28 protein-coding genes are annotated in these 24,970 nt (G+C 65.8%); 15 read left to right on the top strand and 13 right to left on the bottom strand.

The features are described from left to right. Positions 1 to 169: 169 nt before the first annotated feature. The 3 genes from ACEN8I_RS13465 to ACEN8I_RS13455 form a co-directional block, all read right to left on the bottom strand. On the bottom strand, positions 170 to 1,132 hold the full coding sequence (locus ACEN8I_RS13465; RefSeq protein WP_413328978.1) for an ROK family protein: 963 nt from the start codon (positions 1,130 to 1,132) through the stop codon (positions 170 to 172). 15 nt (positions 1,133 to 1,147) lie between these two features. Then, positions 1,148 to 1,342, bottom strand: a complete 195-nt coding sequence (locus tag ACEN8I_RS13460) for a DUF2905 domain-containing protein (protein ID WP_007867585.1) — start codon at positions 1,340 to 1,342, stop codon at positions 1,148 to 1,150. Positions 1,343 to 1,577: 235 nt separating this feature from the next. Next, entirely contained in the window at positions 1,578 to 2,684 is a 1,107-nt protein-coding gene (locus ACEN8I_RS13455) for a class I SAM-dependent methyltransferase (protein WP_413328976.1), read from the bottom strand. Positions 2,685 to 2,780: 96 nt separating this feature from the next. Between ACEN8I_RS13455 and ACEN8I_RS13450 the strand changes: the two genes are divergently transcribed. From ACEN8I_RS13450 to ACEN8I_RS13425, 6 genes are all read left to right on the top strand, one after another. Beyond that, on the top strand, positions 2,781 to 3,566 hold the full coding sequence (locus ACEN8I_RS13450) for an SDR family oxidoreductase (RefSeq protein WP_413328975.1): 786 nt from the start codon (positions 2,781 to 2,783) through the stop codon (positions 3,564 to 3,566). 45 nt (positions 3,567 to 3,611) lie between these two features. Next, complete coding sequence (locus ACEN8I_RS13445) at positions 3,612 to 3,983, top strand: dihydroneopterin aldolase (RefSeq protein ID WP_007867594.1); 372 nt, start codon at positions 3,612 to 3,614, stop codon at positions 3,981 to 3,983. Between the two features lie 19 nt (positions 3,984 to 4,002). After that, positions 4,003 to 4,953 carry a tRNA 2-thiocytidine(32) synthetase TtcA gene (gene ttcA / locus ACEN8I_RS13440; protein ID WP_413328974.1) on the top strand — a complete coding sequence of 317 codons (951 nt, stop codon included), beginning with the start codon at positions 4,003 to 4,005 and terminating at the stop codon, positions 4,951 to 4,953. Between the two features lie 36 nt (positions 4,954 to 4,989). Then, positions 4,990 to 5,613, top strand: coding sequence for a DUF4136 domain-containing protein (locus ACEN8I_RS13435; protein WP_413328973.1), 624 nt, complete (start codon positions 4,990 to 4,992; stop codon positions 5,611 to 5,613). A gap of 135 nt (positions 5,614 to 5,748) precedes the next feature. Continuing rightward, positions 5,749 to 6,456, top strand: coding sequence for a histidine phosphatase family protein (locus ACEN8I_RS13430; protein ID WP_413328972.1), 708 nt, complete (start codon positions 5,749 to 5,751; stop codon positions 6,454 to 6,456). Then, positions 6,453 to 7,634 carry a DSD1 family PLP-dependent enzyme gene (locus ACEN8I_RS13425; protein WP_413328971.1) on the top strand — a complete coding sequence of 394 codons (1,182 nt, stop codon included), beginning with the start codon at positions 6,453 to 6,455 and terminating at the stop codon, positions 7,632 to 7,634. The genes ACEN8I_RS13430 and ACEN8I_RS13425 overlap by 4 nt, the downstream gene beginning before the upstream one ends. 15 nt (positions 7,635 to 7,649) lie before the next feature. On the opposite strand, the gene ACEN8I_RS13420 is transcribed toward ACEN8I_RS13425, so the two are convergent. The 3 genes from ACEN8I_RS13420 to ruvA are packed head-to-tail and all read right to left on the bottom strand — an operon-like array spanning position 7,650 to position 9,811. Continuing rightward, positions 7,650 to 8,147 carry a TonB family protein gene (locus ACEN8I_RS13420; protein WP_413328969.1) on the bottom strand — a complete coding sequence of 166 codons (498 nt, stop codon included), beginning with the start codon at positions 8,145 to 8,147 and terminating at the stop codon, positions 7,650 to 7,652. Between the two features lie 11 nt (positions 8,148 to 8,158). Then, positions 8,159 to 9,223, bottom strand: a complete 1,065-nt coding sequence (ruvB, locus tag ACEN8I_RS13415; protein WP_413328968.1) for a Holliday junction branch migration DNA helicase RuvB — start codon at positions 9,221 to 9,223, stop codon at positions 8,159 to 8,161. A gap of 15 nt (positions 9,224 to 9,238) precedes the next feature. Continuing rightward, entirely contained in the window at positions 9,239 to 9,811 is a 573-nt protein-coding gene (ruvA, locus tag ACEN8I_RS13410) for a Holliday junction branch migration protein RuvA (RefSeq protein ID WP_413328966.1), read from the bottom strand. A gap of 105 nt (positions 9,812 to 9,916) precedes the next feature. On the opposite strand from ruvA, the gene ACEN8I_RS13405 reads away from it, so the two are divergent. Together ACEN8I_RS13405 and ybeY are read left to right on the top strand one after the other, a co-directional pair. Beyond that, positions 9,917 to 10,930: a PhoH family protein gene (locus ACEN8I_RS13405; RefSeq protein WP_413328965.1), complete on the top strand. Its 1,014-nt coding sequence runs from the start codon at positions 9,917 to 9,919 to the stop codon at positions 10,928 to 10,930. Next, the gene (ybeY, locus tag ACEN8I_RS13400) at positions 10,920 to 11,375 is read left to right on the top strand and encodes an rRNA maturation RNase YbeY (RefSeq protein WP_413328964.1); all 456 of its coding nucleotides are present in this window, start codon (positions 10,920 to 10,922) and stop codon (positions 11,373 to 11,375) included. Before ACEN8I_RS13405 ends, ybeY begins: the two co-directional genes overlap by 11 nt. A 31-nt stretch (positions 11,376 to 11,406) precedes the next feature. Here the strand turns inward: ybeY and ACEN8I_RS13395 are convergent, their stop codons facing one another. From ACEN8I_RS13395 to ACEN8I_RS13380, 4 genes are all read right to left on the bottom strand, one after another. Beyond that, entirely contained in the window at positions 11,407 to 12,087 is a 681-nt protein-coding gene (locus ACEN8I_RS13395) for a glycosyltransferase (protein ID WP_413328963.1), read from the bottom strand. A 91-nt stretch (positions 12,088 to 12,178) separates the two neighbouring features. After that, positions 12,179 to 12,628, bottom strand: a complete 450-nt coding sequence (dtd, locus tag ACEN8I_RS13390; RefSeq protein WP_413328961.1) for a D-aminoacyl-tRNA deacylase — start codon at positions 12,626 to 12,628, stop codon at positions 12,179 to 12,181. Continuing rightward, positions 12,628 to 13,380 carry a substrate-binding domain-containing protein gene (locus tag ACEN8I_RS13385; protein ID WP_413328959.1) on the bottom strand — a complete coding sequence of 251 codons (753 nt, stop codon included), beginning with the start codon at positions 13,378 to 13,380 and terminating at the stop codon, positions 12,628 to 12,630. The genes dtd and ACEN8I_RS13385 overlap by 1 nt, the downstream gene beginning before the upstream one ends. Positions 13,381 to 13,432: 52 nt before the next feature. Next, positions 13,433 to 14,347 (bottom strand): cation diffusion facilitator family transporter, encoded by a 915-nt coding sequence (locus ACEN8I_RS13380; protein WP_413328957.1) that lies wholly within the window; start codon positions 14,345 to 14,347, stop codon positions 13,433 to 13,435. 134 nt (positions 14,348 to 14,481) lie between these two features. On the opposite strand from ACEN8I_RS13380, the gene ACEN8I_RS13375 reads away from it, so the two are divergent. The 4 genes from ACEN8I_RS13375 (at position 14,482) to ACEN8I_RS13360 (ending at position 16,604) form a co-directional block, all read left to right on the top strand. Further along, a complete protein-coding gene (locus ACEN8I_RS13375; RefSeq protein WP_413328956.1) occupies positions 14,482 to 14,883 on the top strand; it encodes a cupin domain-containing protein in 402 nt (133 codons plus the stop codon). 88 nt (positions 14,884 to 14,971) lie between these two features. After that, complete coding sequence (locus ACEN8I_RS13370) at positions 14,972 to 15,508, top strand: FecR domain-containing protein (protein ID WP_413328955.1); 537 nt, start codon at positions 14,972 to 14,974, stop codon at positions 15,506 to 15,508. Next, entirely contained in the window at positions 15,505 to 16,119 is a 615-nt protein-coding gene (locus ACEN8I_RS13365) for an OmpA family protein (protein WP_413328954.1), read from the top strand. The genes ACEN8I_RS13370 and ACEN8I_RS13365 overlap by 4 nt, the downstream gene beginning before the upstream one ends. After that, the gene (locus tag ACEN8I_RS13360; RefSeq protein WP_413328953.1) at positions 16,119 to 16,604 is read left to right on the top strand and encodes a hypothetical protein; all 486 of its coding nucleotides are present in this window, start codon (positions 16,119 to 16,121) and stop codon (positions 16,602 to 16,604) included. The genes ACEN8I_RS13365 and ACEN8I_RS13360 overlap by 1 nt, the downstream gene beginning before the upstream one ends. 50 nt (positions 16,605 to 16,654) lie before the next feature. On the opposite strand, the gene tyrS is transcribed toward ACEN8I_RS13360, so the two are convergent. Continuing rightward, positions 16,655 to 17,887 (bottom strand): tyrosine--tRNA ligase, encoded by a 1,233-nt coding sequence (gene tyrS / locus ACEN8I_RS13355; protein WP_413328952.1) that lies wholly within the window; start codon positions 17,885 to 17,887, stop codon positions 16,655 to 16,657. A gap of 224 nt (positions 17,888 to 18,111) precedes the next feature. Here tyrS and ACEN8I_RS13350 point away from each other — a divergent pair, with 224 nt between their 5' ends. Further along, positions 18,112 to 19,476, top strand: a complete 1,365-nt coding sequence (locus ACEN8I_RS13350) for a peptidoglycan DD-metalloendopeptidase family protein (RefSeq protein ID WP_413328951.1) — start codon at positions 18,112 to 18,114, stop codon at positions 19,474 to 19,476. A gap of 23 nt (positions 19,477 to 19,499) precedes the next feature. Then, positions 19,500 to 20,636 carry an anhydro-N-acetylmuramic acid kinase gene (locus tag ACEN8I_RS13345; protein WP_413328950.1) on the top strand — a complete coding sequence of 379 codons (1,137 nt, stop codon included), beginning with the start codon at positions 19,500 to 19,502 and terminating at the stop codon, positions 20,634 to 20,636. A gap of 20 nt (positions 20,637 to 20,656) precedes the next feature. Here the strand turns inward: ACEN8I_RS13345 and ACEN8I_RS13340 are convergent, their stop codons facing one another. Next, on the bottom strand, positions 20,657 to 22,771 hold the full coding sequence (locus tag ACEN8I_RS13340; protein ID WP_413328980.1) for a transglycosylase SLT domain-containing protein: 2,115 nt from the start codon (positions 22,769 to 22,771) through the stop codon (positions 20,657 to 20,659). A gap of 10 nt (positions 22,772 to 22,781) precedes the next feature. Here ACEN8I_RS13340 and ACEN8I_RS13335 point away from each other — a divergent pair, with 10 nt between their 5' ends. Beyond that, positions 22,782 to 23,420 (top strand): 5-formyltetrahydrofolate cyclo-ligase, encoded by a 639-nt coding sequence (locus ACEN8I_RS13335; RefSeq protein ID WP_413328949.1) that lies wholly within the window; start codon positions 22,782 to 22,784, stop codon positions 23,418 to 23,420. Between the two features lie 97 nt (positions 23,421 to 23,517). Here ACEN8I_RS13335 and mdtD read toward each other — a convergent pair whose 3' ends face one another. Continuing rightward, positions 23,518 to 24,939: a multidrug transporter subunit MdtD gene (gene mdtD / locus ACEN8I_RS13330; protein WP_413328948.1), complete on the bottom strand. Its 1,422-nt coding sequence runs from the start codon at positions 24,937 to 24,939 to the stop codon at positions 23,518 to 23,520. Positions 24,940 to 24,970 lie beyond the last annotated feature (31 nt).

Below are 24,970 nucleotides of genomic sequence, written 5' to 3'. Positions count from 1 at the left end.
TATGGGGACGCAGACACCAGGGTCGCCTTTTCTTTTGCTTACTTTTCTTTTGGCGAAGCAAAAGAAAAGTGAGTTGCTGCCGGGCAACCCCCGGCTCCGGAACTTAGAAGAAAGAGAAGGGTGGAGTAGAAGGAAAGAGCGCGCGCCCGCCGGCGCAAGACCCGGCAACTCAACTCACTAACGCCAACGCCCCAAAATCCCCCACCCTCTCCCCCAAACCAGCTTCCACCAGCTCAAACTCATCCGTCAAAGCGGGCAGCTTGCCATGGATCTGCGCACTCAGTCTGGGCAGCAAATACTCCCTGTGGTTCCAGAATACGCCGCCGCCCAGGCTGATGCGTTCCAGGTCCAGGGTGGCGACCATGTTGTAGAGGCCGCGTCCCAGCACGCGGCACAGTTCGTCGACGATGGCCTGCGCGGCCGCGTCGCCGGATTGTGCGGCGCTAAAAAGCGCGGAGGCACCGGGATAGCCGGCGCCGGCGAAGCGCCTGGCAATCGCGTTGCCGGCCACCACGCCTTCGAGGTCGCCCTTGTTGCCGCAGCCGCACAGCGCGTCGCTATGGTCGCTGACGAAAGTGTGGCCCGCGTGGCCGGCGTTGCCATGCTTGCCCCGCAGGATTCGGCCGTCTACGCAGAGGCCGAAGCCTATGCCGGTGCTCCAGGTCACGTAGGCGCAGTGGTTGTAACCCTGCAGCGCGCCCCAGCGGCGCTCAGCTTGCAGCGCGCCCACGCCGTCGTTCTCCAGTTGGAGTTTTTCGCCAAAGCGGGCGCGCAGCGGCGCCTCCAGCGGCACGCTGACCCAGTCGTTCGGCAGGCCGCGCGCCGGGCCGGCCATGCCGCCGCAGATGTTGGGGTTGGAAATCTCCAGCATGCCGTCCACCGCCACGAAAGGGCCGCAGGACGAGATGCCGACGGCCGTGATGTCCTGCTCGGTGATGCCGGCGGCCTCGCAGGCCTGGCCCAGCATGCGCAGTACCTGGCGTGCCACGGCGTCCGTCGGGCCGGATTTTTCGGTGGGCTCCACGCGGCGGGACTGCAGGACCCGGGAGGCCTGGGCCAGGCTCAGCTCCTGCCCGGCTTCTATCAGGCTGACCGCGATCTTGGTGCCCCCCAGGTCGACGCAGGCTTTCATGATGAGATGTTTTCCTTAAAGAATTTTGGCAACCAGGCTGGCGATAAAACTCAGCAGGATGGTGGTGGTCAGCGGGATGAACCACTCACGCCCGAACAGGCGAAAGCGCAAATCGCCAGGCAGCTTGCCGAAACCCAGCTTCTGCAGCAGCGGGCTGAACCAGCTGATCAGCATCAGGGCCAGGAAGATGACGATAAACCAGCGGATCATCGAACTAGTTTAGCCCCCACGGTCGTTCACTGCGTGTAACTCCCTGCCCCCCGAGGGGGCCGCTGCGCCTGCGGCCCGGCAAAGCCGGTTCCGCGGCCCCTACTGGGTTGAAGATTCAGGGCGTACGCAGTGAAGGTATTTCACCAGTGGGGGCCGAGGGTCCGGCTTCGCCGGCCCCAGGCGCCGCTCCCTCGAGGGGGGAACAGGCTACACGCAGTGAGCCTGGACGGGGGTGCTACAAAGTATGCATGCGGTCGCCGGCGGCAAAGCCCATAGGCTCCCACACAGGTCGAGCTTTGGCGCCAAAGGCGATTACCTTGAACAGCTCGCCCATCTCGTGCTCGGCGATCAGTTTTTGCACCATGACGCGCTGCTCCAGCGGCGCGCCTTCCATGCCGTCGACCAGGCCGCAGTTGAGCAAAAACCGCCCCTGGCTGGTGTAGCCCAGCACTTCCAGCCCGGCCTCCTGGCCGGCCAGGGCGATGCCGGTGAAGTTGACGTGCGCGGTGATGTCCTTGCCACCCACATCAGCCAGAGCATCGGCGTCCGCCAGGTGGCCGCGATGGCACATCACCGTGCCCATGCTGCGCTGCGGGTGGTAGTACTCGTGTTCCGGAAAGCCGTAGTCGAGCAGAAACACCGCGCCGGCCTCCAGCCGGTCGGCCAGGGTGGCGACAAAACCCTCGGCCTGCGGATGGATTTCGGTGAGGTAGTCATGCGTGCCCTCCACCTCGACGGGCGGCCGCAGCGCGGTGCGCTGGTCGGCATACGCAAAGCCGCCCTTGTGCACTACCACGCCGCGTTCATGCCAGCTGCCCTGCAGGCGCGCCAGCAGCTTGACCGGCATGGCGTCCAGCACCTCGTTGCCCAATACCACGCCGCGCATCCTGGGCGGCAGTTCCGCCGCCCATTGCACCTTGTCGCCATAGGCGGCCAGCCGTTCGCGCTGGCGCGCCTGCAGGCTGCCCGAAAGATCCACGATGGTGTAGCGCTCCAGTTTCGGTCCCAGCGCCTCAAGCACCTGCTGCGCCAGCGCGCCCGAGCCCGCGCCGAACTCCCAGACCTCGGCCGTGCCGGTGGCTTCAAGCGCCTGGGCCGCCTGGCGCGCCAGGGCCTGGCCGAAACGCGGCGAGAGCTCGGGCGCGGTGACAAAATCGCTGCCGCTGCCCGGCATCAGGCCGAATTTGCGCGAATCGTTGGCGTAATAGCCCAGGCCCGGGGTGTAGAGGGCCAGGGCCATGAATTCGTCAAAACCCAGCCAGCCGCCGGCAGCCTCAATGGCCTTGGCAATGTGGGCAGCGAGGCCGGTCGTTAAAATAAGGGTATCGGTCGTCGGGGTCATGGGGTCACCACCCGCCATTGTCGGCGATCCCCACAGCCTCTTCGCCCCGCTCCCCAGCCACCTTTTTTGCCCCTTTTTGAGTCCCGACGCCCGCCCATGAACCCAGCTCCGTCCTCCCCACCCGTGGTCCTCGTGACCGGCGCCTCGCGGCGGCTGGGGCGCGAGATCGCGCTGGCGCTGGCCGCCGGCGGCTGGCAGGTGGCGGTGCATTACCGCGCTTCCGAAGCCGAGGCCATGGCAACCGTTGCCGACTGCGCCAGGCTGTCGGGCGTCTCGGCGGCTTTCCAGGCCGAGCTGGGCGACGAAGCCGCGGTACGCGGCCTGCTGCCGGCCGTGGTTGCGCGCATGGGCCGTGTCGACGCGGTGGTCAACAACGCCTCCACCTTTGAAGAGGACAGCGCCGCCAGCTTTGGCTTCGCGGCCCTGGACAAGCACTTGCACAGCAACACCGGCGCCGCCGTGCTGCTGGCGCAGGCACTGCACGCCCACATTGCCGCTCGTGGTGAGGGCGCGGAAAGTGAACAGGGCGCCGTGGTCAATCTGCTGGACCAGAAGCTGTGGAACCAGAACCCGGATTTTTTCAGCTACACCCTCTCCAAAGCCGCACTCGAAGCGGCCGGCACCATGCTGGCGCTGGCACTGGCGCCGCTGGTACGCGTGGTCGGCGTGGCACCGGGCCTTACGCTGACCAGCCATCTGCTGAGTGACGAGCAGTTCCAGGCCAGGCACAAGCTGTCGCCGCTGGGCCGTTCCTCCACACCCGCCGACGTCGCCGCCACGGTCAAATTCGCGCTGGAAAACCGCTCCATCACCGGCACCACGCTGCTGGTGGACGGCGGCCAGCACCTGATGAAGTTCGAGCGCGATTTTTCGCTGATGTAAGCCGCAGCCGCCGCTTGCCCCACCCACACACCACAGACTGGCGCCATGTACAACACTCGCGGAACCCAGACCCTGAACCTCAGCGGCTTGCGTTTTGACGCAAACCTGGGCATTCTGGACCATGAAAAAACCGCGCCGCAGCCCATCCAGGTCGATGCCGAGCTGAACCTGGGCACGCAGCCGCTGCTGCCGCACGACGACGACATCCACCATGTGCTGGACTACCGCAAGGTGCGCCAGATCATCATCAGCGAGTGCACGGCCGAACACATGAACCTGCTGGAAAGCCTGATCGGCAAGCTGGCGCATCGGCTGATGCAACTGCCCGGCGTGCTGGGCGTGCGCGTGAAGATCGCCAAGCTGGAAATTTTTGACGACTGCGAAGTGGCCATTCGCATCGAAACGGGACAGTGGTGAAGCTATGGAAGCAAACGATATGAGCGCAGTCTGGGAAGAAGCCGTGGCGGAATACGAGCAGCAGGAAAGCTCGGCGCGCGTGCAGAACAGCATGAAGATAGAGCGCGAGGACCACAAGCTCGAAAAGCGCCTGTGCCGCGAGGTCGGCCGCGCGATTGTCGACTTCAACATGATTGAAGAGGGCGACAAGGTCATGGTCTGCGTCTCGGGCGGCAAGGACAGCTATGCCATGCTCGACATCCTGCTCAAGCTGCAAAAGCGCGCGCCCATCAACTTCGAACTGGTGGCCGTCAACCTCGACCAGAAACAGCCCGGCTTTCCCGAACATGTGCTGCCCGATTATTTGAGCAAGCTGGGCGTGCCCTTCCACATCGAAAACCAGGACACCTACAGCATCGTCAAGCGCGTGATCCCCGAGGGCAAGACGCTGTGCTCGCTGTGCTCGCGCCTGCGCCGCGGCATCCTGTACCGCGTGGCCGGCGAGCTCGGCTGCACCAAGGTCGCGCTGGGCCACCATCGCGACGACATGCTGCAGACTTTTTTCCTCAATATGTTCTTCGCGGCCAAGCTCAAGGGCATGCCGCCCAAGCTGGTCAGCGACGACGGCAAGAATGTGGTGATACGCCCCATGGCCTACGTCACCGAAAAAGACCTCACACGCTGGGCCCAGGTGCGCGAATTTCCGATCATCCCGTGCACGCTGTGCGGCAGCCAGGAAAACCTGCAGCGCAAGCAGGTCGGCAACATGCTGCGCGAATGGGAGAAAAAATTCCCCGGTCGGCTCGAGAACATGTTCGCCTCGCTGCAGAACATCGTGCCCTCCCACCTGATGGACAACAAACGCCACGACTTCAAGGCCATCAAGGCCACCGGCCTGGCCGATGCCGATGGCGACAAGGCCTTTGACCCCGAGGAGTTCCGCGAGCCGGCACTGCCGGGGCTGTCCGTCGTGGGCATCACTTCGCGCTGAGGGAGTATTCCTTCAACAGCTGACTCCGGGGAGCTTATGAAACGCGCATTCGCAGTGATTCTTTCCATCGCCGCCATGGCCTTGCTGATGGCGGGCTGCTCCACCGTGCGCGTGGTCGACAGCGACGTCACCGCCTTCTACAACTGGAACGGCCCGCCCCCCGCGCCGGCCACGCCTTACCGCTTTGAACGCCTGCCCTCGCAGCAGGCCGCGGGCAGCTCACAGGACCATGTGGAAGGCCTGGCGCGCACCGCGCTGGCCAAAGTGGGGATGGAACTCAACCCGCCCGCCGCGCGCTACAGCGTGCAAATCACGGCCAACACCCAGATCGTCGACCGCGGGCCTTATGGCTACAGCCCCTACGGCGGCTTTGGCTTCGGAAGCGGCGTGTTTGTGGGCGGCGGCAGCCGCGGTGCCTCGGTCGGCCTGTCGTTTCCGATTGGCGGCGGGATTGCCGAGCCGCCTTATTTCAAGCGCGAGCTGAGCATCGTGATGCGCGATTTGCGCACCAACCAGGTCAGCTTTGAAACACGCGCCCTGCACGACGGCGTCTGGGGCGACACGCTGGCCGTGCTGCCCGCCATGCTGGACTCGGCCCTGCGCGGCTTCCCGCAACCACCGCCAGGCACACGCCGCATCAACGTCGAAATTCCCCGATGACGCGACCCTCACACTTTCACTGCGCAAAGCAGTTCCGTGCCAGCAGGGGCCGCGGAACCGGCTTTGCCGGGCCGCAGGCGCAACGCCCCCTGAGGGGGCAGAGAGCCACACGAAGTGGGCGAACGTGGGGGCTCCATGTTTGAACCGACGCGCATTATTGCCATACGGCATGGCGAAACGACGTGGAACGTCGATACCCGCATCCAGGGCCACCTGGACATCCCGCTCAACGAAACCGGCCGCAGGCAGGCCGAGCGCATGGCGCGGGCGCTGGCCGACGAGCCCATCAGCGCCATCTACGCGAGCGACCTGACCCGCGCATGGGAGACCGCGCAGTACCTGGCCCGCGTCCAGGGCATTGGCGTGACGCGCGAGGAAGGCCTGCGCGAGCGCGGCTTCGGCGATTTCGAAGGCAAGACCTTTGCAGAGATCGAGGCTTTGTTGCCCGACCAGTCCATGCGCTGGCGCAAGCGTGACCCCGAATTCGCGCCCGCCGGCGGCGAATCGCTGATCGCCCTGCGCAGTCGCGTGGTCGCCACAGCGCAGCGCCTGGCGGCCGCGCATCCGGGCGAGCTGATCGCGCTGGTCGGCCACGGCGGAGTGATGGACGTGCTGTACCGCGCCGCGACGCGGCTGGACATCCAGGCGCCGCGCACCTGGGAACTCGGCAATGCGGCCATCAACCGCCTCCTTTGGACACCCGAAGGCTTTACGCTCGTCGGCTGGGCCGACACCCAGCACCTGGACGATGGCACACTGGACGACAGCGCAATTTCCGGCGGCTCGCCAGAACCGCTGAGCGCGCAATCGCAAATACCAGAAGAGATAAGACGCACCTCATGAGTACCATGCCCACCCGCCTGGCCGAACTGATAGGCAAGCCGGTCAACGATATCGACACTCCCGCACTGGTCATCGACATGGACGCGATGAAACGCAACCTCGCGCGCATGGCTGAATTCGCGAAAAAGCACAACGTCCGCTGGCGCCCGCACGCCAAGCTGCATAAAAGCGCCTCGCTGGCCAAGATGCAGGTACGCGCCGGCGCGGTCGGCGTCTGCGTGCAGAAGACCTCCGAGGCCGAAATCATGGCGGCCGGCGGCGTCACCGATATCTACATCAGCAACGAAGTGATTGCCCCTGCCAAGCTGGCGCGCGTGGCCGTGCTCGCGCAAAAGCTCGCGGCGCAGGGCGGCCACCTGGCCATCGCGGTCGACAGCACCGAAGGCGTGATCCGCCTGGCACAGGCCATGACCGAAGCGCGCAACGCGACTGGCGTGGCCACCGTGATCGACGTGTTTGTCGAAATCGACGTCGGCCAGGGCCGCTGCGGCGTCGAGCCCGGCGCCTCTGCCGTCACACTGGTGCTGGAAATCCGCAAGCACCCGGCCCTGCGCTTTGCCGGCCTGCAGGCCTACCACGGCAAGGCCCAGCACATGCGCAGCGCCCACGAAAGGCGCGACGCCATCGCCAAGGCCGTCGAGGCCGTGATGCTCACGCGCAAGCTGGTCGAGGCGCAGGGCATCACGGTGGACCTGGTGACCGGCGCCGGTACCGGCAGCCTGATGCTGGAAGCGGCCAGCGGCGTCTACGGCGAATTGCAAGCCGGCTCCTTCATGTTCATGGACGCCGACTACGCAAAAAACGAGCGCGACCCGGCCCAGCCGCAGTTCGAGCACGCGCTGTTCGTCAAGACCCAGGTCATCAGCACCCACGGCGGCCACGCGGTGTGCGACGCCGGCCACAAGAGCCACGCGATCGATTCCGGCCTGCCGCTGGTGCATGCCTTCGACACCGAAAGCGAGCTCGAGTTTTTCAACGGCGGCGACGAGCACGGCATCCTGCGGCCCGCCGGCGAAAGCAAGCGCCTGCCCGGCCTGGGCCGCATGCTGTGGCTGATCCCGGGGCACTGCGACCCCACCGTCAACCTGCACGACGTGATGATTGGCGTGACCGGCGGTCTGCGCAGCGGCACCGTGCAGCGCATCTTCAGGGTCGACGCGCGCGGCGCGTTGACCTGAGCCGCCCGCTGGGCGTTAGAAGTTCACGCCGTAAACGGCATACATGGGCGCAGCCGCGCCGTTGATGCGCCCGCCGCGGTACTCGGCCTCGCGCGCCGACTGCAGCACCGCCTCATTAAGCTCAGCATGCGTGGATGACAGCACGCGCGCATCGAGCAGCTTGCCCTCGGCATCCAGCAGCGCAATCACCACGACACGGCCATGCAGGCCCTGCGCGCGGTAAGTCGGCAGCGCGTCCAGCGCGCCCGGCTTGCGCACGCGTGCGATGGAAATCTTCTGCCCCATGCCGTCGCCGTCCTGCATCTTCGGCGCCTGCGGGTGATCGGCGTAGAGCTTGCTCATCTGCTTGAACAGTTCGGGGAATTCCGGCAGGCTGGAGGTGGCCGCCAGCGGTACGGCCGGGTTGGGCGTGCGAGGTATGGGTGGGTTGCCGGTGGCCATGCAGCCGCCCAGCAGAAAGCCCGTACCGGCCAGCAGGCCGCAAGCTGCAAAGCGGCGCAAACCCCTGTGCATACCGCTTCTTTTCAATTGAACATGTCGTTGCCGCTGGCCGGCGGCGCCACGCCCAGGTGGCGGTAGGCGGCCAGCGTGGCGATGCGTCCGCGCGGCGTGCGCTGCAAGTAGCCCTGCTGGATCAAATAAGGCTCGATCACGTCTTCAATCGTGTCGCGCTCCTCGCCTATGCTGGCGGCGATGTTGTCCAGGCCCACCGGCCCGCCGTCGAAGCGGTGGATCACAGCCTCAAGCAGCTTTCGGTCCATCACGTCAAAGCCTTGCGGGTCCACGTCCAGCATGGCCAGCGCCTTGTTGGCGATGTCCAGCGAGATGTGGCCGCTGCCCTTGACGTCGGCATAGTCGCGCACGCGGCGCAGCAGGCGGTTGGCGATGCGCGGCGTGCCGCGCGAGCGGCGGGCGATCTCAAAACCGCCGTCCTCGTCAATAGGCGCGTTCAGCAGTTTCGCGCTGCGCCGCACGATGCGGGCCAGCTCGTCGGGCGTGTAAAACTCCAGCCGCGCGACGATGCCGAAGCGGTCGCGCAACGGGTTGGTCAGCATGCCGGCGCGCGTGGTGGCGCCCACCAGGGTGAAGGGCTGCAGGTCCAGCTTGATGCTGCGCGCCGCCGGGCCCTCGCCGATCATGATGTCGATCTGGTAGTCCTCCAGCGCGGGATAGAGGATTTCTTCCACCACAGGGCTCAGGCGGTGGATTTCGTCGATGAACAGGACGTCGTTTTTCTCGAGGTTGGTCAGCAGCGCCGCGAGGTCCTTGGGTTTTTCAAGCACCGGGCCAGAGGTCTGCCGCAGGTTCACGCCCAGCTCATGCGCAATGATGTGGGACAGCGTGGTCTTGCCCAGGCCGGGCGGGCCGAACAGCAGCACATGGTCCAGGGCCTCCTGGCGCTTCTTGGCCGCGCCTATGAAGATTTCAAGCTGGTCGCGCACCTTGGTCTGGCCCACGTACTCGTCAAAGAGCTTGGGGCGCAGCGCGCGCTCAATGGCCTCCTCACCGGGCGAGGCCGGCGCGGCCGACATCACGCGCTTGGCGGGCGGGAAGTCGCCGGAAGAAAAGTCGTCTGTCTGAATGGTCATGCTGGCCTACCAGAGCTATTTCGCCAGCGCCTTCAGCGCCAGCTTGATGCCGTCGCTCACGCCTATGTCCTTGGGCAGGGCTTTCAGCGCCAGCGCCGCGTCGCGGTCGCTGTAGCCCAGCGCCACCAGGGCCTGCAGGATGTCGGACTGGGCGTCGTTGGCCACGCTGACCTGCACGCCGATGTCGGCGCCCAGCTTGCCCTTCAACTCGAGCAGCAGGCGCTCGGCCGTCTTTTTGCCGATGCCGGGCACCTTGATGATGCGGCCGGGCTCCTGCTGGGTAACGGCCTGCGAGAGTTCTTCCACGCTCATGCCGCTCAGCACGCTGAGCGCGGTGCGCGGGCCGACGCCGGAAATCTTGATCAGCTGGCGGAAGGCCGCGCGCTCGGTGGCGCTGCCGAAGCCGTAGAGAATTTGCGCGTCTTCACGCACCACAAAGTGCGTCAGCAGGCTGACTTTTTCGCCCAGACCGGGCAGGTTGTAGAAGGTGCTCATGGGCACCAGCACCTCGTAGCCGACGCCGTTGCAGTCCACCAGGATTTCCGGGGGATTTTTTTCGGCCAGCTGGCCTGAGAGTCTTCCAATCATGGGCAAATCTTATCAGTCGGGCGCGAGCGCCTGTTTGGGCGGACAATTGCGTTTCGACCGGCGCCCGGCGCCGGTGTTTTGAGTTTTTCCGGGAAACCCACTGCCTTGATCCTTCGCCACACCTTCACGCCGCCCAACAACACCCGCATGGGTCATTTGTGCGGGCCCATGGACAGCCATATCCGCACCATAGAGGCGGCGCTGGACGTCACGATCGCGCACCGCTTTGAGCAGTTCAAAATCGACGGCACCAAGGTCAAGGCAACCCTGGCGCTGGAAGTGCTGCAGGCCCTGTACGAAATAGCCCAGCGACCCATAGAGCCCGAAACCGTGCAGCTGATGCTGGCCGGCGACACGGCCCTGAGCACCGCGCCCGACGGCGGCATCGCGCTGTCGACCCGGCGTGCAGACCTGCGTGCCCGCACCAACAACCAGGGCACCTACCTGGAAAACATCGCCACGCACGACATCACCTTCGGCATAGGGCCTGCCGGCACCGGCAAGACTTACCTGGCCGTGGCCTGCGCGGTCGATGCGCTGGAGCGCAGCACCGTGCAGCGCATCGTGCTGACGCGCCCCGCGGTTGAAGCCGGCGAGCGCCTGGGTTTTTTGCCGGGCGACCTGAGCCAGAAGGTGGACCCCTACCTGCGCCCGCTGTACGACGCGCTGCATGAGCTGATGGGTTTTGAGCGCGTGCAAAAGGCGTTTGAGCGCCAGCAGATCGAGATCGCGCCGCTGGCCTTTATGCGCGGCCGCACGCTGAACCATGCCTTTGTCATCCTCGACGAGGCGCAAAACACCACGCCCGAGCAGATGAAGATGTTCCTCACGCGGATAGGCTTCGGCAGCAAGGCGGTGGTGACGGGCGACGTGAGCCAGGTGGACTTGCCGCGCACGCAGCTCAGCGGCCTGGTGGACGCCGAGCGCGTGCTCAAGCGTGTCAAGGGCATCGCCATCACCCGCCTGACCAGCGCCGACGTGGTGCGCCACCCGCTGGTGGCGCGCATCGTTGACGCGTACGACAAATCCCCCAGCCTGGTCGCACCGGTTGAGGAGGCCGCCGAACCCGCCGCCGCACCGGCCCGCCGCGCCAGCGCAAGGAGCCGCAATGGCTCTTAAGCAACTCAGCCTGTCGCTGCAGTTTGGCGAACTGAAGAACGCGGCGCGCCACCGCGCGGCCCTGCCGCGCCACAGCGTGGCCCGCTGGATACGCCACGCGCTCGCGCACGACGGCGAGATCACCGTGCGCATCGTCGATGCCGAGGAAGGCCGGACGCTGAACCGCGACTACCGCCGGCGCGACTACGCCACCAATGTGCTGACTTTCGATTACACGCAGGAGCCCGTGGTCACTGCCGACCTGGTGCTGTGCGCGCCCGTGGTGGCCCAGGAAGCCAAAGACAACAAGAAGACCCTGCAGGCCCACTATGCCCACATGCTGGTGCACGGCACCTTGCATGCCCAGGGCTGGGACCATGAAACCGGCGAGCAGGACGCCGAAGCGATGGAGGCGGAGGAAATCCGCATCCTGGCGGGCCTGGGTTTCAAGAACCCCTACCGCTGAATGGCAGGGGCCCCGTGCGGCTCTCAGATTCTCAGGACTTCCACTTGTCCATGTAGGCCGCGTAGCCGGCGCGCCAGGACGGGGTGCCGAAGACGCCGCTGCTCTGGTGCACCACGGAAATCGGCCAGGTGCCCATGCTCAGCCCCAGCTTCTCGGCTTCACGGCAAAAATCAAGGTCGTAAAAATGGAACTTGAAACGCTCGTCAAAGCGCAGGTCTTTGTCGATCAGCAGCTGGCTCTCGCAGGCCAGCCACAAACCATCCAGCAGCTTGACCGGCTGGCCCGACGGGCCAAAGACGCTGAGGTTGGAAGAGGGGAACCCGTCGCCGTGGCCTACCACGCCGCTCAGGTTCTCGCGGGCATCCCAGGTGAGTTTTTCGTCAATAAAGGCCCAGCCCGGCTGGCGCGGCACGCGGCGCAAATTGCCGGCCAGGCCGACGATGTTGTATTTCTGGATGCCTTCGCGCAAACGGTCGGCCCAGAAAAAATCGCAGAGGTGCAAGTCGTCATGGCAAAAAACCAGCAAGGCCGGCTGCGTGCGTGCTTCCTCGATGGCCTGGTTGTAGACGGTGGGCAGGCCCGCGGTATTGCTTTCAAACACGCGCACCTGTATGCCGCCCAGCGGGTAATAAAGGGCCAGTGAGCGGCCCAGCGCGGTTTCGGTGAAGAAATTGTCAAAACTGGAGCGCGTGGCGACGACAAAACGGATCATGGGCAGCCTAAAGAGTGTGCGGTGCCGAGCCGGCGGCGAGACATTGCCCGCCGCCGATTCACTTGCCGGTTTATACCTCAGCCTCTCCTTGTCAGGCTGCAGGGTCGATCCGCAGCGGAATCGTCACCGGTCCGTCGTTGACCAGGTGCACCTTCATGTCGGCGGCAAACCGCCCGGTTTGCACCTCAGGATGCAGCGCCAGCGCCTGTGCCACAAAGTAGTCGTAGAGCCGGCGGCCCTCTTCGGGCGCCGCCGCGCCGGTGAAGCTGGGCCGGTTGCCACCCGAGGCATCGGCAGCCAGTGTGAACTGGCTCACGACGAGCAGGCCGCCTTTGACGTCTTGCACCGACAGGTTCATCTTGCCGGCTTCGTCTGAAAAAATCCGCAGCTTCAGTATTTTGGCCAGCAGCTTGTCGGCCTGCGCCTCACTATCGCCGCGCTCGGCGCACACCAGCACCAGCAGCCCGGGCCCGATCTGCCCGGCGGTCTCGCCCTCGATCACCACGCGGGCCTCGGCCACGCGCTGCAGTAGCGCCTTCATCAGTCGCCCACGCCGGCCGCGACGAACAGCGGCTTGCCCACCGGCCCGGCGAGAAAACTCACGAACTGCTGAGCCAGTTCCTGCTGCTTGCCCGAAGCCAGCGGCGCGGCGGTGTAAGCGGTGTAGTTCTGCACTTCGGCCGGCACCGGGCCGACGAACTTCAGACCCTTGCCCTGGTAGAGCAGGATTTCGGTGATCGCGCCAAACCCGATTTCCTGGCCCTTGCCCTTGATGACATGTTCCATCACGGCGGCGCCGTCGGGATAGCGCGTGGTTTTGCCCTCGACCTGCGCATAGACGTCCATCTTCTTGAGCAGGCCTTCGAGGTACAGGCCGGTGGAGGCACGGTTGAACACCAGCGAGTCGGCGGCCAGCACCGAGCGCTTGAGCGCCTCAGCGCTGCTGATGTCGGGCACGGCCGCGCCTTCGCGTACGGCCACGCCCATGCCGACACGGCCGACGTTGGCGCGGGTCTCGGCCAGCTTGCTGGCTGCGGCGAACTCGCCGATCACGGCGGGCGGCGCGATCACCACGTCGAAAGCCGGGTTGGACTCCATGCGCTTTTTCAGTTCGGGCGCGGTGTTGAAGGTGATCTTCACGCCATGGCCGGTCTGTTTTTCAAACGCGGCGGCCGCCGCCTTCAGGCCCGGCTCGATGGCGCCGGCACTGAGGACCGCGATGTCCGCCGCATGCGCTGTGAAGGCCAGCAGCGCGCAGGCAAGGGCTTGGGCGGGAAGCAAGATGCGTTTCATAAAGGCTCCTGGGCGAAAAAAGGCTGGGAAATTACCAAGGGAGATGCCGGCCTTAGATGAGATCGGCCTTGTCGTCAAAATGCGCTTCCACGTCGCTGGGCAGCAGCTGGATGGTGGCGCGCAGGCCGGGCACGGCGCTCATCAGGGCCTGCTCGACGCTGGCGCGCACCGCCGCAGCCCGTCCCAGCGACCAGTTGGCCGGCATGTGCATGTGCAGATCGACAAAGCGCCGCTGGCCGGCGCGGCGCGTGCTGAGGTGGTCAAATCGTATGGTGGGATGGCCGAATTCTTGCAGCACTTTCTGGATCTCGGCCATCACCTCGGGCTCCACGGCTTCGTCCATCAGGCCTTGCGAAGAGCGCCACACCAGCTGGCAGCCTTCCCACAGGATGTTGATGGCCACGCCGATGGCCACCACGGCATCCAGCCAGAGCCAGCCCGTCGCGATCACGGCGCCTATGCCGACCACCACGCCCGTCGAGGTCCAGACGTCGGTCACCAGGTGCCTGGCGTCGGCCTCCAGTGCGATCGAGCGATGCGTCCTGGCCACGCGGAACATCACCCAGGCCAGCAGGCCGTTGAGGGCCGAGCTGCCCACCGCCAGCACCAGGCCCCAGCCCATTTTTTCGAGCGGCTGCGGGTTCAGGATGCGATGGGCCGCCGCCCAGATGATGGCCACAGCCGCGCCTATGATCAGCGCGCCTTCAAAGCCGGAGGAAAAATACTCGGCCTTGTGGTGGCCGTAGGGGTGGTCGTCGTCGGCGGGCCGCTGCGCGATGGTGACCATCGCCAGGCCGAACAGCGCGCTGGCCAGGTTGACGAAAGACTCCATCGCATCCGACAGCAGCCCCACCGAGCCGGTGATGTACCAGGCCGTGGTCTTCAGCGCGATGGTGAGTACCGCGACGGCCACCGAGACCAGCAGCATGCGCTGCGGCGTCAGGGCCTGGAGGGTGGTCGAGCTCATGGCGCTATTGTGTACGACGGCGACGGCGCCAAGGGTTGTTCCCAAGGCCGGCACCCGGCGCGGCCGCTAGCATGGGTGCGCGCCGCAATCTCTGCGCGTGATCAAGCACAACGAACCACTCCTGAGGAAACACCATGAAAATCCAGAAACGCAGCGTCGCCCTGGTGCTGGGCACCGTGCTGGCCGTGTCGGCCGGCGCCCTGTTCGCGCAGGCCTCGGGCCTGACGCGCACGCTTGTCGGCAAGGCCGACGTGTCCGTGCCTGGCCGTGAGGCCGTGGTGGCCCGCGTCGATGTGGCACCCGGCGCCAAGGCTGGCCGCCACACGCATCCCGGCGATGAGATCAGCTATGTGCTCGAAGGCGAGGCCACCCTGCTGATCGACGGCCAGCCGCCGCGACAGGTCAAGGCGGGCGAGTCCTTCGTCATTCCGGCCGGCGTGGTGCACGACGCCCACAACACCACCAATGCGCCCATCAAGCTGGTCGGCGTTTACGTTGTCGAAAAAGGCAAGCCGCTGGCCTCGCCCGCACCCTGAACCCTGAGCTCGCGTGGCAGGCGGCGGCGCCCGGGCGCTGCAAGCTCCGGTTGCCAATGCGACAATGGCCGCCGGAGTAAAAACAACAATGTCCTATCCGCATCTGATCGCAGCCACCGCGCTGGCGCTGGCTGCGGCCGGCGCGCATGCGCAGGCCTCGCCGGCAAGCACCCCACCCCTCGTCCCCGAACCCCCAGGTATTGCGGCCGCCCCTGCCGCTCCTGTGGAAGCCGCCCCCCGGCAAGCCGGCTTCCTCAAGACCCTCAAAGGCGGCGTCCAGCTGCTGCAGGCGCCAGGCGAGGCGACGCGAGCCGCGCAGGCCGGCGACGCGCTGCTGCCCGGCGGACGCATCACAACAGGCCCCGACTCCGCCGCCAGCCTGGTGCTGCGCGACGGCAGCACGCTGGTGCTCGGGCCGTCTTCGCAAATGGAACTCAAGGCCTTCAGCTTTGACGCCACTACCCACGAAGGCAACTTGCTGGCCTCGCTGCTCAAGGGCTCGCTGCGCATGATCACCGGCCTGCTCGGCAAGTCGCACCCGGAAGCGGTGCGCATCGAAACGCAATTCGCCTTTGTCGGCGTGCGCGGAACGGACTTCATCGTGCAGGCGGACGAGCAGCCATGAGCGGCCGCCTTTGCCTTTTTATCCCCGCCGCGCTTGCCTTGCTGCTGGCGGCTTGTTCGACTCCCGGTACCCGCGTTGTGCTGCTGCCGCAGGAAGGCGGCGCGCCGACCGCCGTGGTGGTGCGCGCCAAAGCGGGCGCCGGCGCCGAGACCACCGTGTCCCAGCCCTACCAGCGCGCCACCGCGGCGTCGGGCGCTGCCGGTGCGCCGCGGCTGGACCAGGCCGACCCGGCCAAGGTGCAGGCCGAGCACCGCTCGCTGTTCGACATGGCGCCGCCCCGGCCCGAGCGCTACACGCTGTATTTCGATGCCGGCGGCACGGTGCTCACGGCCGAATCGCAGCTGGTGCTGGAAAAGGTGCTGGCCGCGGCTCTGGCCCGCAGCGGCGGCGACATGGTGATCACCGGCCATACCGACACCGTGGGCTCGGGCGCCAGCAACGACGCCCTCTCGGCCCAGCGCGCGCAGCAGGTGCGCCAGATGCTGGCCGAACGCCAGTTTCCGGCGGAGCGCATCGAGGCCGCGGGCCGGGGCGAGCGCGACCTTGCCGTGCCGACGGCCGACGAGGTCGACGAGCCGCGCAACCGGCGCGTCACCATCGAGGTTCGTTGATGGACTCGACGCAGATCCGTAAAAAATCGGCCGTTGGCACCGTCGCTATGGGCATGTTGTTCGCAGCATGGCTCTACTCTGCTGACGCTACGGCTCAGGAGTCCGCAGCAACCGTGACAGGACGGATAGCTGAACGTAACGATGTGGCAAAACAGTCCCGTTTTGTGATCAGCCGGGACTACACCCAAGCCATGGGCGGGCTTTTGGGCTTGCTGTTAGCCGACCTGACGGGAACAGCCGCTCACAGCCAATATGTGATCCATACAGAGTCTGGGCGCACCCTGTACCTGGCGGCGAAAGAGGTGTTTGGCGTCAATACCTGCGTTTCAATAACCGCCCCGGCGGCATCTATAGAGAAGGGCTTCGTTGAACTGGGTCAAGCTGGCTTGCAGCCGATTCCGGAATGCGCGGCGCTCAAGGAGACGGTCATCCCCCCGATTGCCGAAAGCGACGAGATCAAGGAAAAACCTGGGCGGCCCAATTAGCGGGCAGGCGATTTCCGCTCTCCTTCAGCGCGCCCGCCCGCCGTGCTCAATCAGCCCAGCGTCACGCGCACGAACTTGCGCTTGCCGACCTGCAGCACATAGGTGCCGGCCGCCAGCTTGAGCGCCTTGTCGCTGACCACGCTGGAATCCACCCGCACACCGCCGCCGTCGATCAAGCGCGTAGCTTCGCTGCCCGAAGGCGCCAGGCCCGCGGCTTTCAGCAGCGCGCCTATGCCCATGGGCGCACCCGTCAGCGACACCACGGGAATCTCGTCGGGCACGCCACCCTTGCTGCGGTTGATGAAGTCCTGCTCGGCAGCATCGGCCGCGGCGGCCGAATGAAAGCGCGCGGTGATTTCCTTGGCCAGCGCCACCTTGGCGTCCTTGGGGTTGCGCCCGCCTTCCACTTCGGCCTTCAGTGCCGCGATGTCGGCTTCGCTCTTGAAGGACAGCAAGGTGTACCACTTCCACATCAGCACGTCGGAGATCGACAGCACCTTGGCGAACATGGTGTTGGCGTCCTCGCTGATGCCGATGTAGTTGTTCTTGCTCTTGGACATTTTTTCAATGCCGTCCAGGCCCTCGAGCAGCGGCATGGTCAGGATGCACTGCGGCTCCTGGCCGTATTCCTGCTGCAGGTGGCGGCCCATCAGGAGGTTGAACTTCTGGTCGGTGCCGCCGAGCTCGAGGTCGCTCTTGAGCGCCACCGAGTCGTAGCCCTGCATCAGCGGGTACAGAAACTCATGCACGCTGATCGGCGTGCCGGCCTTGAAGCGGTCGTGGAAGTCGTTGCGCTCCATCATGCGGGCCACGGTGTAGCGCGAGGCCAGCTGGATCATGCCGGTGGCGCCCAGCGGCTCGCTCCATTCGCTGTTGTAGCGCAGCTCGGTTTTGGAAGGATCCAGAATCTTGTCGGCCTGCGCGCGGTAGGTCTCGGCATTGACCTTGATCTGTTCGGGCGTGAGCGGCGGGCGCGTGCTGTTGCGGCCCGAAGGGTCGCCGATCAGGCTGGTGAAATCGCCTATAAGAAAAATGACTGTATGGCCCAAATCCTGGAGCTGACGCATTTTGTTCAGCACCACGGTGTGGCCGACATGAATGTCAGGCGCGGTCGGATCCAGGCCCAGCTTGATGCGCAGCGGGACCCCGGTGGCCTCGGATTTGGCCAGTTTTTGTATCCAATCGTTTTCCGGGATCAGTTCTTCGCAGCCTCTCAGGGTGGTCGCGAGGCCCATCTTTACACGGTCGGTGATGGGGTATTTTGTAACAAGCGCTTGATTCATAAGGGTTTTTCACATGTCGGGGGATTGTCCGACAGATATACTGGCGGCTCTCCTGCATTCAGCGCGCCATTTTAGTTGGCCTGCAAATTGCTGATCAGGAACCACATCGTCTGGATGGCTCAGGCCCCACCCCTCAACCAGGGCTGGCCATCAAAGCTCTCCATGTTTTATACAGCAGTCCGGCGCTTCGCAGCGCCCGATGCACTTTTGTTGGGAATTTTGTCTTGAAACTGCCAATCCCTTCCCAGATACTGCTTCCCGTCGCCCACAGCCTTCGCCGCCACCCCAAACGTGTTGCCGCCAGCCTCGCAGTCCTGCTGCTGGGCACCGGCGTCACGGCCTTCGGTGTGGCGCCCATGGCGCCCGATGCCGCCGACCTTCCGGTGCGCCAGGTGCTCGAAGCGGTGGAGTCCCTGCCCACACAGGCCCAGACCGATTCCCTGACCGATTTCCGCTTCAAGCTGTTCCGCACCGAAAGCACGCGCAGCAGCGACACCGCCGACTCCCTGCTCAAGCGCCTGAACATCGACGACAGCGCGGCCGCCGCCTTCCTGCGCAGCGACGCCAATGCGCGCCTGCTGCTGTCGGGCCGCGCCGGCAAGAACGTGACGGCCGAAGCCAGCGACAGCCAGCAGCTGCTCAAGCTCAGCATGCGCTGGCCCACCGACGACGAAACGACCTTCAAGCGCCTGGTTGTCGAGCGCGGCGCCACGGGTTTCACCTCCCGCGTAGAAACCGCGCCGTACGTTGCCACCGCGCGCCTGTCCAGCGGCAGCATCCAGACCTCGCTGTTCGCCGCCACCGACGATGCCCGCATCCCCGATGGCGTGGCCGTGCAGATCGCCGAAATTTTCTCCAGCGACATCGATTTCCGCCGCGCGCTGCGCAAGGGCGACCGCTTCAACGTGGTGTATGAATCCCTGGAAGCCGACGGCGAGCCGCTGCGCACCGGCCGCGTGCTCTCGGCCGAATTCGTCAACGCCGGCAAGCCTTACCAGGCCATGTGGTTCCAGCCCCCGGGCCTGGACGCCAACGGCGCCGCCCACAGGGGCGGCTATTACACGCTCGACGGCCAGAGCCTGCGCCGTGCCTACCTGAGTTCGCCGGTCGAGTTCTCGCGCATCAGCAGCGGCTTTTCGATGCGCTTTCACCCCATCCTGCAGAAGTGGCGCGCCCATCTGGGCACCGACTTCGCGTCACCCACCGGCACGCCCGCGCGCACTGTCGGTGACGGCGTGGTCGAGTTCTCCGGCGTGCAGAACGGCTACGGCAACGTGGTCTTCATCCGGCACCGCAACGGCCATGAAACCGTCTATGCCCACCTGAGCAAGCTCATGGTGCAAAAAGGCCAGAACGTGAGCCAGGGCCAGACCATAGGCCTGGTCGGCAGCACTGGCTGGGCCACCGGCCCGCACCTGCATTTTGAATTCCGCGTCAACGGCGTGCAACAGGACCCGATGACGATCGCCAAACAAAGCGAGGCCATCCCGGTCGCCGCGGCTTCCATGCCGCTGTTCAAGCAGCTTGCCGTGGGCGTGAGGACGCAACTCCTTGCTGCAGCCAGCATTACCCAAACGCGCGCTGAATAACCGGCCTGCGGCAGAATAGCCGCATGCTTGATCTCTATATTGGCCTGATGTCAGGCACCTCGCTCGACGGTGCCGACGGTGTTCTGGTGGCGTTTGAGGGCGATAAGCCGAATGTCCTTGCCGCCGCGACCGAAGCCTTCAGCGAGGCCTTCCACGCCGAGCTGCTGGCGCTGAACGCACCCACTCCCAACGAACTGCACCGCGCCGCCCTGGCCGGCAACCAGATTGCCGCGGTGTACGCCAAGGTCGTGGCCGCGCTGCTGGCCCAGGCCGCGGCGCAAGACATCTCACCACTGGACATCAAGGCCATAGGCGCGCACGGCCAGACCGTGCGGCACCAGCCGCAAAGAATCTCGAGCGAGCCGGCGGGCGCGGGCTACACCCTGCAGCTGAACAATCCAGCCTTGCTGGCCGAACTCACGGGCATCCGCGTGGCGGCCGATTTCCGCAGCCGCGACGTGGCCGCGGGCGGGCAGGGCGCGCCGCTGGTGCCGGCTTTTCACCAGGGTGTCTTCGGCCGCGAGGACGCCACGGTCTGCGTGCTCAACCTGGGTGGTATTTCCAACCTCAGCGTGCTGCCCAAAGCGGGCGCCTCGCCGGTGCTGGGCTTTGACTGCGGGCCCGGCAACGCGCTGATGGATGCCTGGTGCCGCCAGCACACCGGCCAGGCTTACGACGCCGGCGGCGCCTGGGCAGCCGGCGGCACGCTGCTGCCTGCGCTGCTGGATAGCCTGCTCGACGAGCCTTATTTCTCGCAGCCGATTCCCAAAAGCACGGGCCGCGACCTGTTCAGCCAGGCCTGGCTGGCCGGCAAACTCCAGCCTTTCGCCGGTGAGCGGCCCCAGGACATCCAGAACACCCTGACCGAGTTCACCGCCAGGGCCTGCATCCTGGGCGTGAATAGCTATGGGCAAGGCAGCGAATCGCTGATCGTGTGCGGCGGCGGCGCCTTCAACAGCCACCTGCTGGCGCGCCTGCAGGCCGGTTTGCCGGCGGTGCGGGTCAGCACCTCCGAGCAGCACGGCTTGCCGCCGCTGCAGGTGGAGGCTGCGGCTTTCGCCTGGCTGGCGCGGCAACTGGTGCTGGGCAGGCCGGGCAACCTGCCCAGCGTGACGGGCGCGCGCGGCCTGCGGGTACTGGGCGCGGTCTATCCGGCCTGAGCTGGCGCTTTGCCGTTGGTTTAAGGCAAGTCCTTGTAGGGCTCTGGCTGCGCCGCATCGCGCGGCCCCACAGTGCTCAGCCTGGCTTTCAGCGATTGCGGCCGGCCTGTCAGCATGGCCGCGTAGTTGGTGGTGTTGGACAGCACCTTTTTCACATAGTCGCGCGTCTCGCTGAAGGGAATGCTCTCGGCCCAGATCGCGCCGTCCAGCACCGGGCCGTTGCGCCAGGTGCGCGGCCGGCCGGGGCCGGCGTTGTAAGCGGCCGCGGCCATGGGCATGGAGCCGCTGAAGTCGTCCAGCGCGAACTTGAGGTAGGCCGTGCCGATTGCGATGTTGGTGTCGCGGTCGTTGAGCTGGTCCTGCGTGAAGCCTTCCAGGCCTATCTTTTTGGCGGTCCAGCGCGCCGTGGCGGGCATGACCTGCATCAGGCCCGAGGCGCCCACGCCGGAGCGCGCGTCCATGATGAAACGGCTTTCCTGGCGGATCAGGCCGTAGACATAGGCCGGGTCCAGGTTGATGGACTGGGCGCGCTTGGTCACCGTTTCGCGAAAAGGCATGGGATAGCGCTGTTCAAAATCGATCTCGCCCTTGGTGCGCTCGCTGGTGTTGATGCAGCGGTCCCAGATCTGGCGGTCGCAGGCGAACTGGGCGGCTGCCAGCAGCTCGCGGTCGGCCATGCCGCCGCGCTGGTGCAGGTTGGTGCTGTAGTTCCACTCGCGTGCGCCTTCGGGGCGCAGGCCTATGGCGATGGCGTAGGCGGCGCGGTTCAGGCCCGGGTTGATCCGCGCGGCTTCTTTTTCCTCAGGCGTCAGCGGCGCGGGTTTGGCCGGCACGGTGATCTTCTGGCCGAGTTCCTCCAGCGCCAGCTGCTCGTAAAAACCGCGCACCGACGCAAAGGACTGCAGCAGGGCCAGGGCCTCGGCGCGCTGCGGCGAAATCGTGATGCCGGTGGGAATGGTCTGGACCACGCCGGGCGTGGTGGCCACAACGGCAGGCTTGGGCGGTGCGTCGGGCGGCGCGGTGGCCAGCAGCGCGCGCGCCTTCCAGTAACTCCAGGTGGGGTCCCTGCGCGCGTCCTCGCTCATGGCGTTGACGGCCGCCAGCACCAGCGGCCAGTTGGGCTGGCCGCCGGCGCGCAGCGCGGCCCGCACTTTCCAGCCCAGCATGTCGTCGCTGAGGTCGCTGTCCTTGGTGACCTTCGCGAAATACTCCAGCGCGTCGCCGGCCGGGGCCGTGCCCAGTCGCGTGGCGGTCTGCCGGCCTATCACGCCCCAGACCCAGTTGCGCTCTTCGGTATTGAGCTGCATGCCCCATTTGTTTTCAAGCTGGAAGGCCGCGCCCTCGATGTCGCTGACCGCCATCTTGATCAGCGCCAGCGTGATGATTTCGCGCCGCGCCTTGCTCAGCGCGATGTGTTTGCCGGCCAGGAACTTGATGGGGCTGGCGTTGAGGTCGTTGACCATGCCCGCGGCGTCAGGGGCGACGATCTGCACGGCGGCCAGTGCCGAGCGCGGGCGGTTCGCCTCAGTGGCCAGCCGGGCCTTGACCCAGGCGTCCTGCGGCGTGAGGTTCTTGGTGCCCACCAGCCGTTCGGCGGCCGCGTTGCAGCCGTCATCGGCCTCGCGCTGCGCATACCAGTTCTTTTTGACCTCCTCGGCCAGGCGCGCGTCGGGCGCCGGGTTCTTCAGGTGCTCGACCAGCAGCGCATAGCAGCGCACTTCCTTGTCGTCGTTCATGCGGTAGTTGGGATACTCGGCGGCAAAGCCAGCCCAGTCGCGGCGCTGGCCCAGCAGCAGCAGCCAGTCGTTGCGCAGCCGGTCTTCCTGGTAGGTGCCGGCATAGCGGCTCAAAAAGTCCTGCACCTCCTGCGCACCGGCTTCGCCCAGGCGCAGCTTGAGATCCCAGTAGGCGGCCCAGGGCTCCAGCGCGTGGCCCCTGGCCTGCGGCAGCAGCTGCGCCAGCCGGGCCCTGTCGCCGCGCTTGAAGGCCTTGTTCATCTCGATGATCACGTTGTCGGCCGCAGTGGCGGGCGCCTGGGCCGCGGCCGGGGCAAGCAGTGCGAAGCAGGCCATCGCGCCTAAAACCGGCGCCAGGGCCGCCGTCCGCAGGGGGCTGGTAAGAAATTTGTATAGCATCTGGGACATTATGGACAAATTAAGCACTCGCAAAGCGCTGGTTGAAGCCCGATTGAACATGCCTGACCGCCTGCAGCGGGCCGACCTGCTGCAGCGTGTGATGCGCATCTGGCTGGTCGGTTCCACCCATGAGGTGATCGGGGCCTATTGGCCCATCAAGGGAGAGTTTGACCCGCTGCCCGCGCTGTACCGGTGGCAGGAAGACGCAATCCTGAGTCAGGATTCTTCGTCAAACCCGGCACTCGCCGAAGTGGAAACCGCCCAGCTCGCCACCGAAAGCATTGCGGCACGGTCGCCGCGCAAGATCGGCCTGCCGGTGGTCAACAAGAAGCACAAGACCTTGACCTTCCACGCCTGGTACCCCGGCTGCCCCATGGAAGAAGACGCCTACGGCATCCCGAAACCAAAAGATACAGAGGTGATTATTCCCACCCTGCTGTTTGTGCCCTGCGTGGGCTACGGGCCGGGCGGCTACCGGCTGGGTTACGGCGGCGGCTTTTACGACCGCACCCTGGCGACCCTGCAGCCGCGTCCCTTTACCGTGGGGCTGGGCTATGCGCAGGGCTGGCTGCCGGACATGGAACCTGAGCCGCACGACATCCCGCTGGATGCCATCCTCAATGACAAGGGTGTGGTCTGGCCTATTTGATTGCCGGACCACTCCCGGCCAGCAGAACCAGGCAGAGGAAGGAGGAGGAAGATGAAGAGGCAGAGCGCGCAAGACCGGAGCAAGACCCGGCGGAAAGCTACCCTTGTCCCGACGCCTCGGAAGCCTCAGCTTTCTTCACCACCCTCACCTGCGGCGAGAGCTGCCAGAAGATGCCCGCCGAGGCCAGCGTGATCAGCCCCATGGCGGCGAAGGTTGCCTGAAAAGCGTGCAGGGTTTGCAGCGCTTCACCGGTGCCGAAAAAACCCGTGAAAGCGGCCAGCACCGCGCCGGCGGCGGCCACGCCCATGCTCATGGCCAGCATCTGCACCATGGACAGCAAACTGTTGCCGCTGCTGGCCATGCCACTGTCGAGGTCGCGCAGGGTCACCGTGTTCATCGCGGTGAACTGCATGGAGTTGACCGCGCCGAAGCAGGCCAGTTGCGCGATGTGCAGCCACAGCGGCTGGGCCGGCGTGACGAGCGCGAAACTCGCCATGGTGAAACCCACCAGCGCGGTGTTGGTCACCAGCACCCGGCGGTAGCCGTAGCGTGTGATCAGCGGCGTGGTGACGCGTTTGACCAGCATGCTGGCCACGGCGACGGGCACCATCATCATCCCGGCCTGCAGCGGCGAATAGTCCAGGCTGACCTGCAGCAGCAGCGGAACCAGGAAGGGCATGCATGAGCTGCCCAGGCGCGAGAACAGATTGCCCAGCAGGCCTATGCTGAGCGTGGGGACGGAAAACAGCTTGGGCGAAAACAGCGGGTCGGGGCGCTTGGCCGCGTGCAGCCAGTAGGCGGTGAGACTGGCCAGGCCGAACACCAGCAGCACCAGCACGCCGGCCTGCTTCAGGCCCAGGCCCGACAGCCCGTCGACCGCGAGCGAGACGGACACCATGCCGAAAGCCAGAAACAGGTAACCCGGCAGGTCAAAGCGCGGCACATGCGGCTGCGGGTTGTCCTGCATATAGAACACCGTCGCCACCGCGCCCAGCGGCCCGACCGGGATATTGATGAGGAATACCCAGTGCCAGGTGGCCACCTCGACCAGCCAGCCACCCAGGGTGGGGCCGATCAGCGGACCGACCAGGCCTGGAATCGCGATAAAGCTCATGGCCTGCAAAAAGCGCTCGCGCGGAAAAGCACGCAACACCGCCAGCCGGCCCACCGGCAGCAGCAGCGCCCCGCCCATACCCTGCACCACGCGCGCGGCCACCAGTTGCATCAGGTTGCCGGACAGCGCGCAGGCGATGGAGCCGATGACGAACAGCGAAATCGCGCCCACGTACACGCGCCGCGTGCCGAAGCGGTCGGCGATCCAGCCGGACGCGGGAATCAGCATGGCCATGGTGAGTGAATAGGCCACCACCACCGACTGCATGCGCAGGGGGCTTTCGCCGAAGCTGCGGGCCATGGCCGGCAGGGTGGTGTTGACGATGGTGGCGTCCAGGGTCTGCATGAAGAAGCCGATGGCCACCAGCCAGAGCAGCACGCGCAATGATTTTTCTTCTGCCTGCATGGATGAAAGATGGGAAATAGCGGACTTGGTT

This window comes from Polaromonas sp. CT11-55, from assembly GCF_047303325.1.
Lineage (GTDB): Bacteria > Pseudomonadota > Gammaproteobacteria > Burkholderiales > Burkholderiaceae_C > Polaromonas.
The sequence above is the reverse complement of the archived record's forward strand: the minus strand, read 5'-3'. Positions and strand labels throughout refer to the sequence as shown.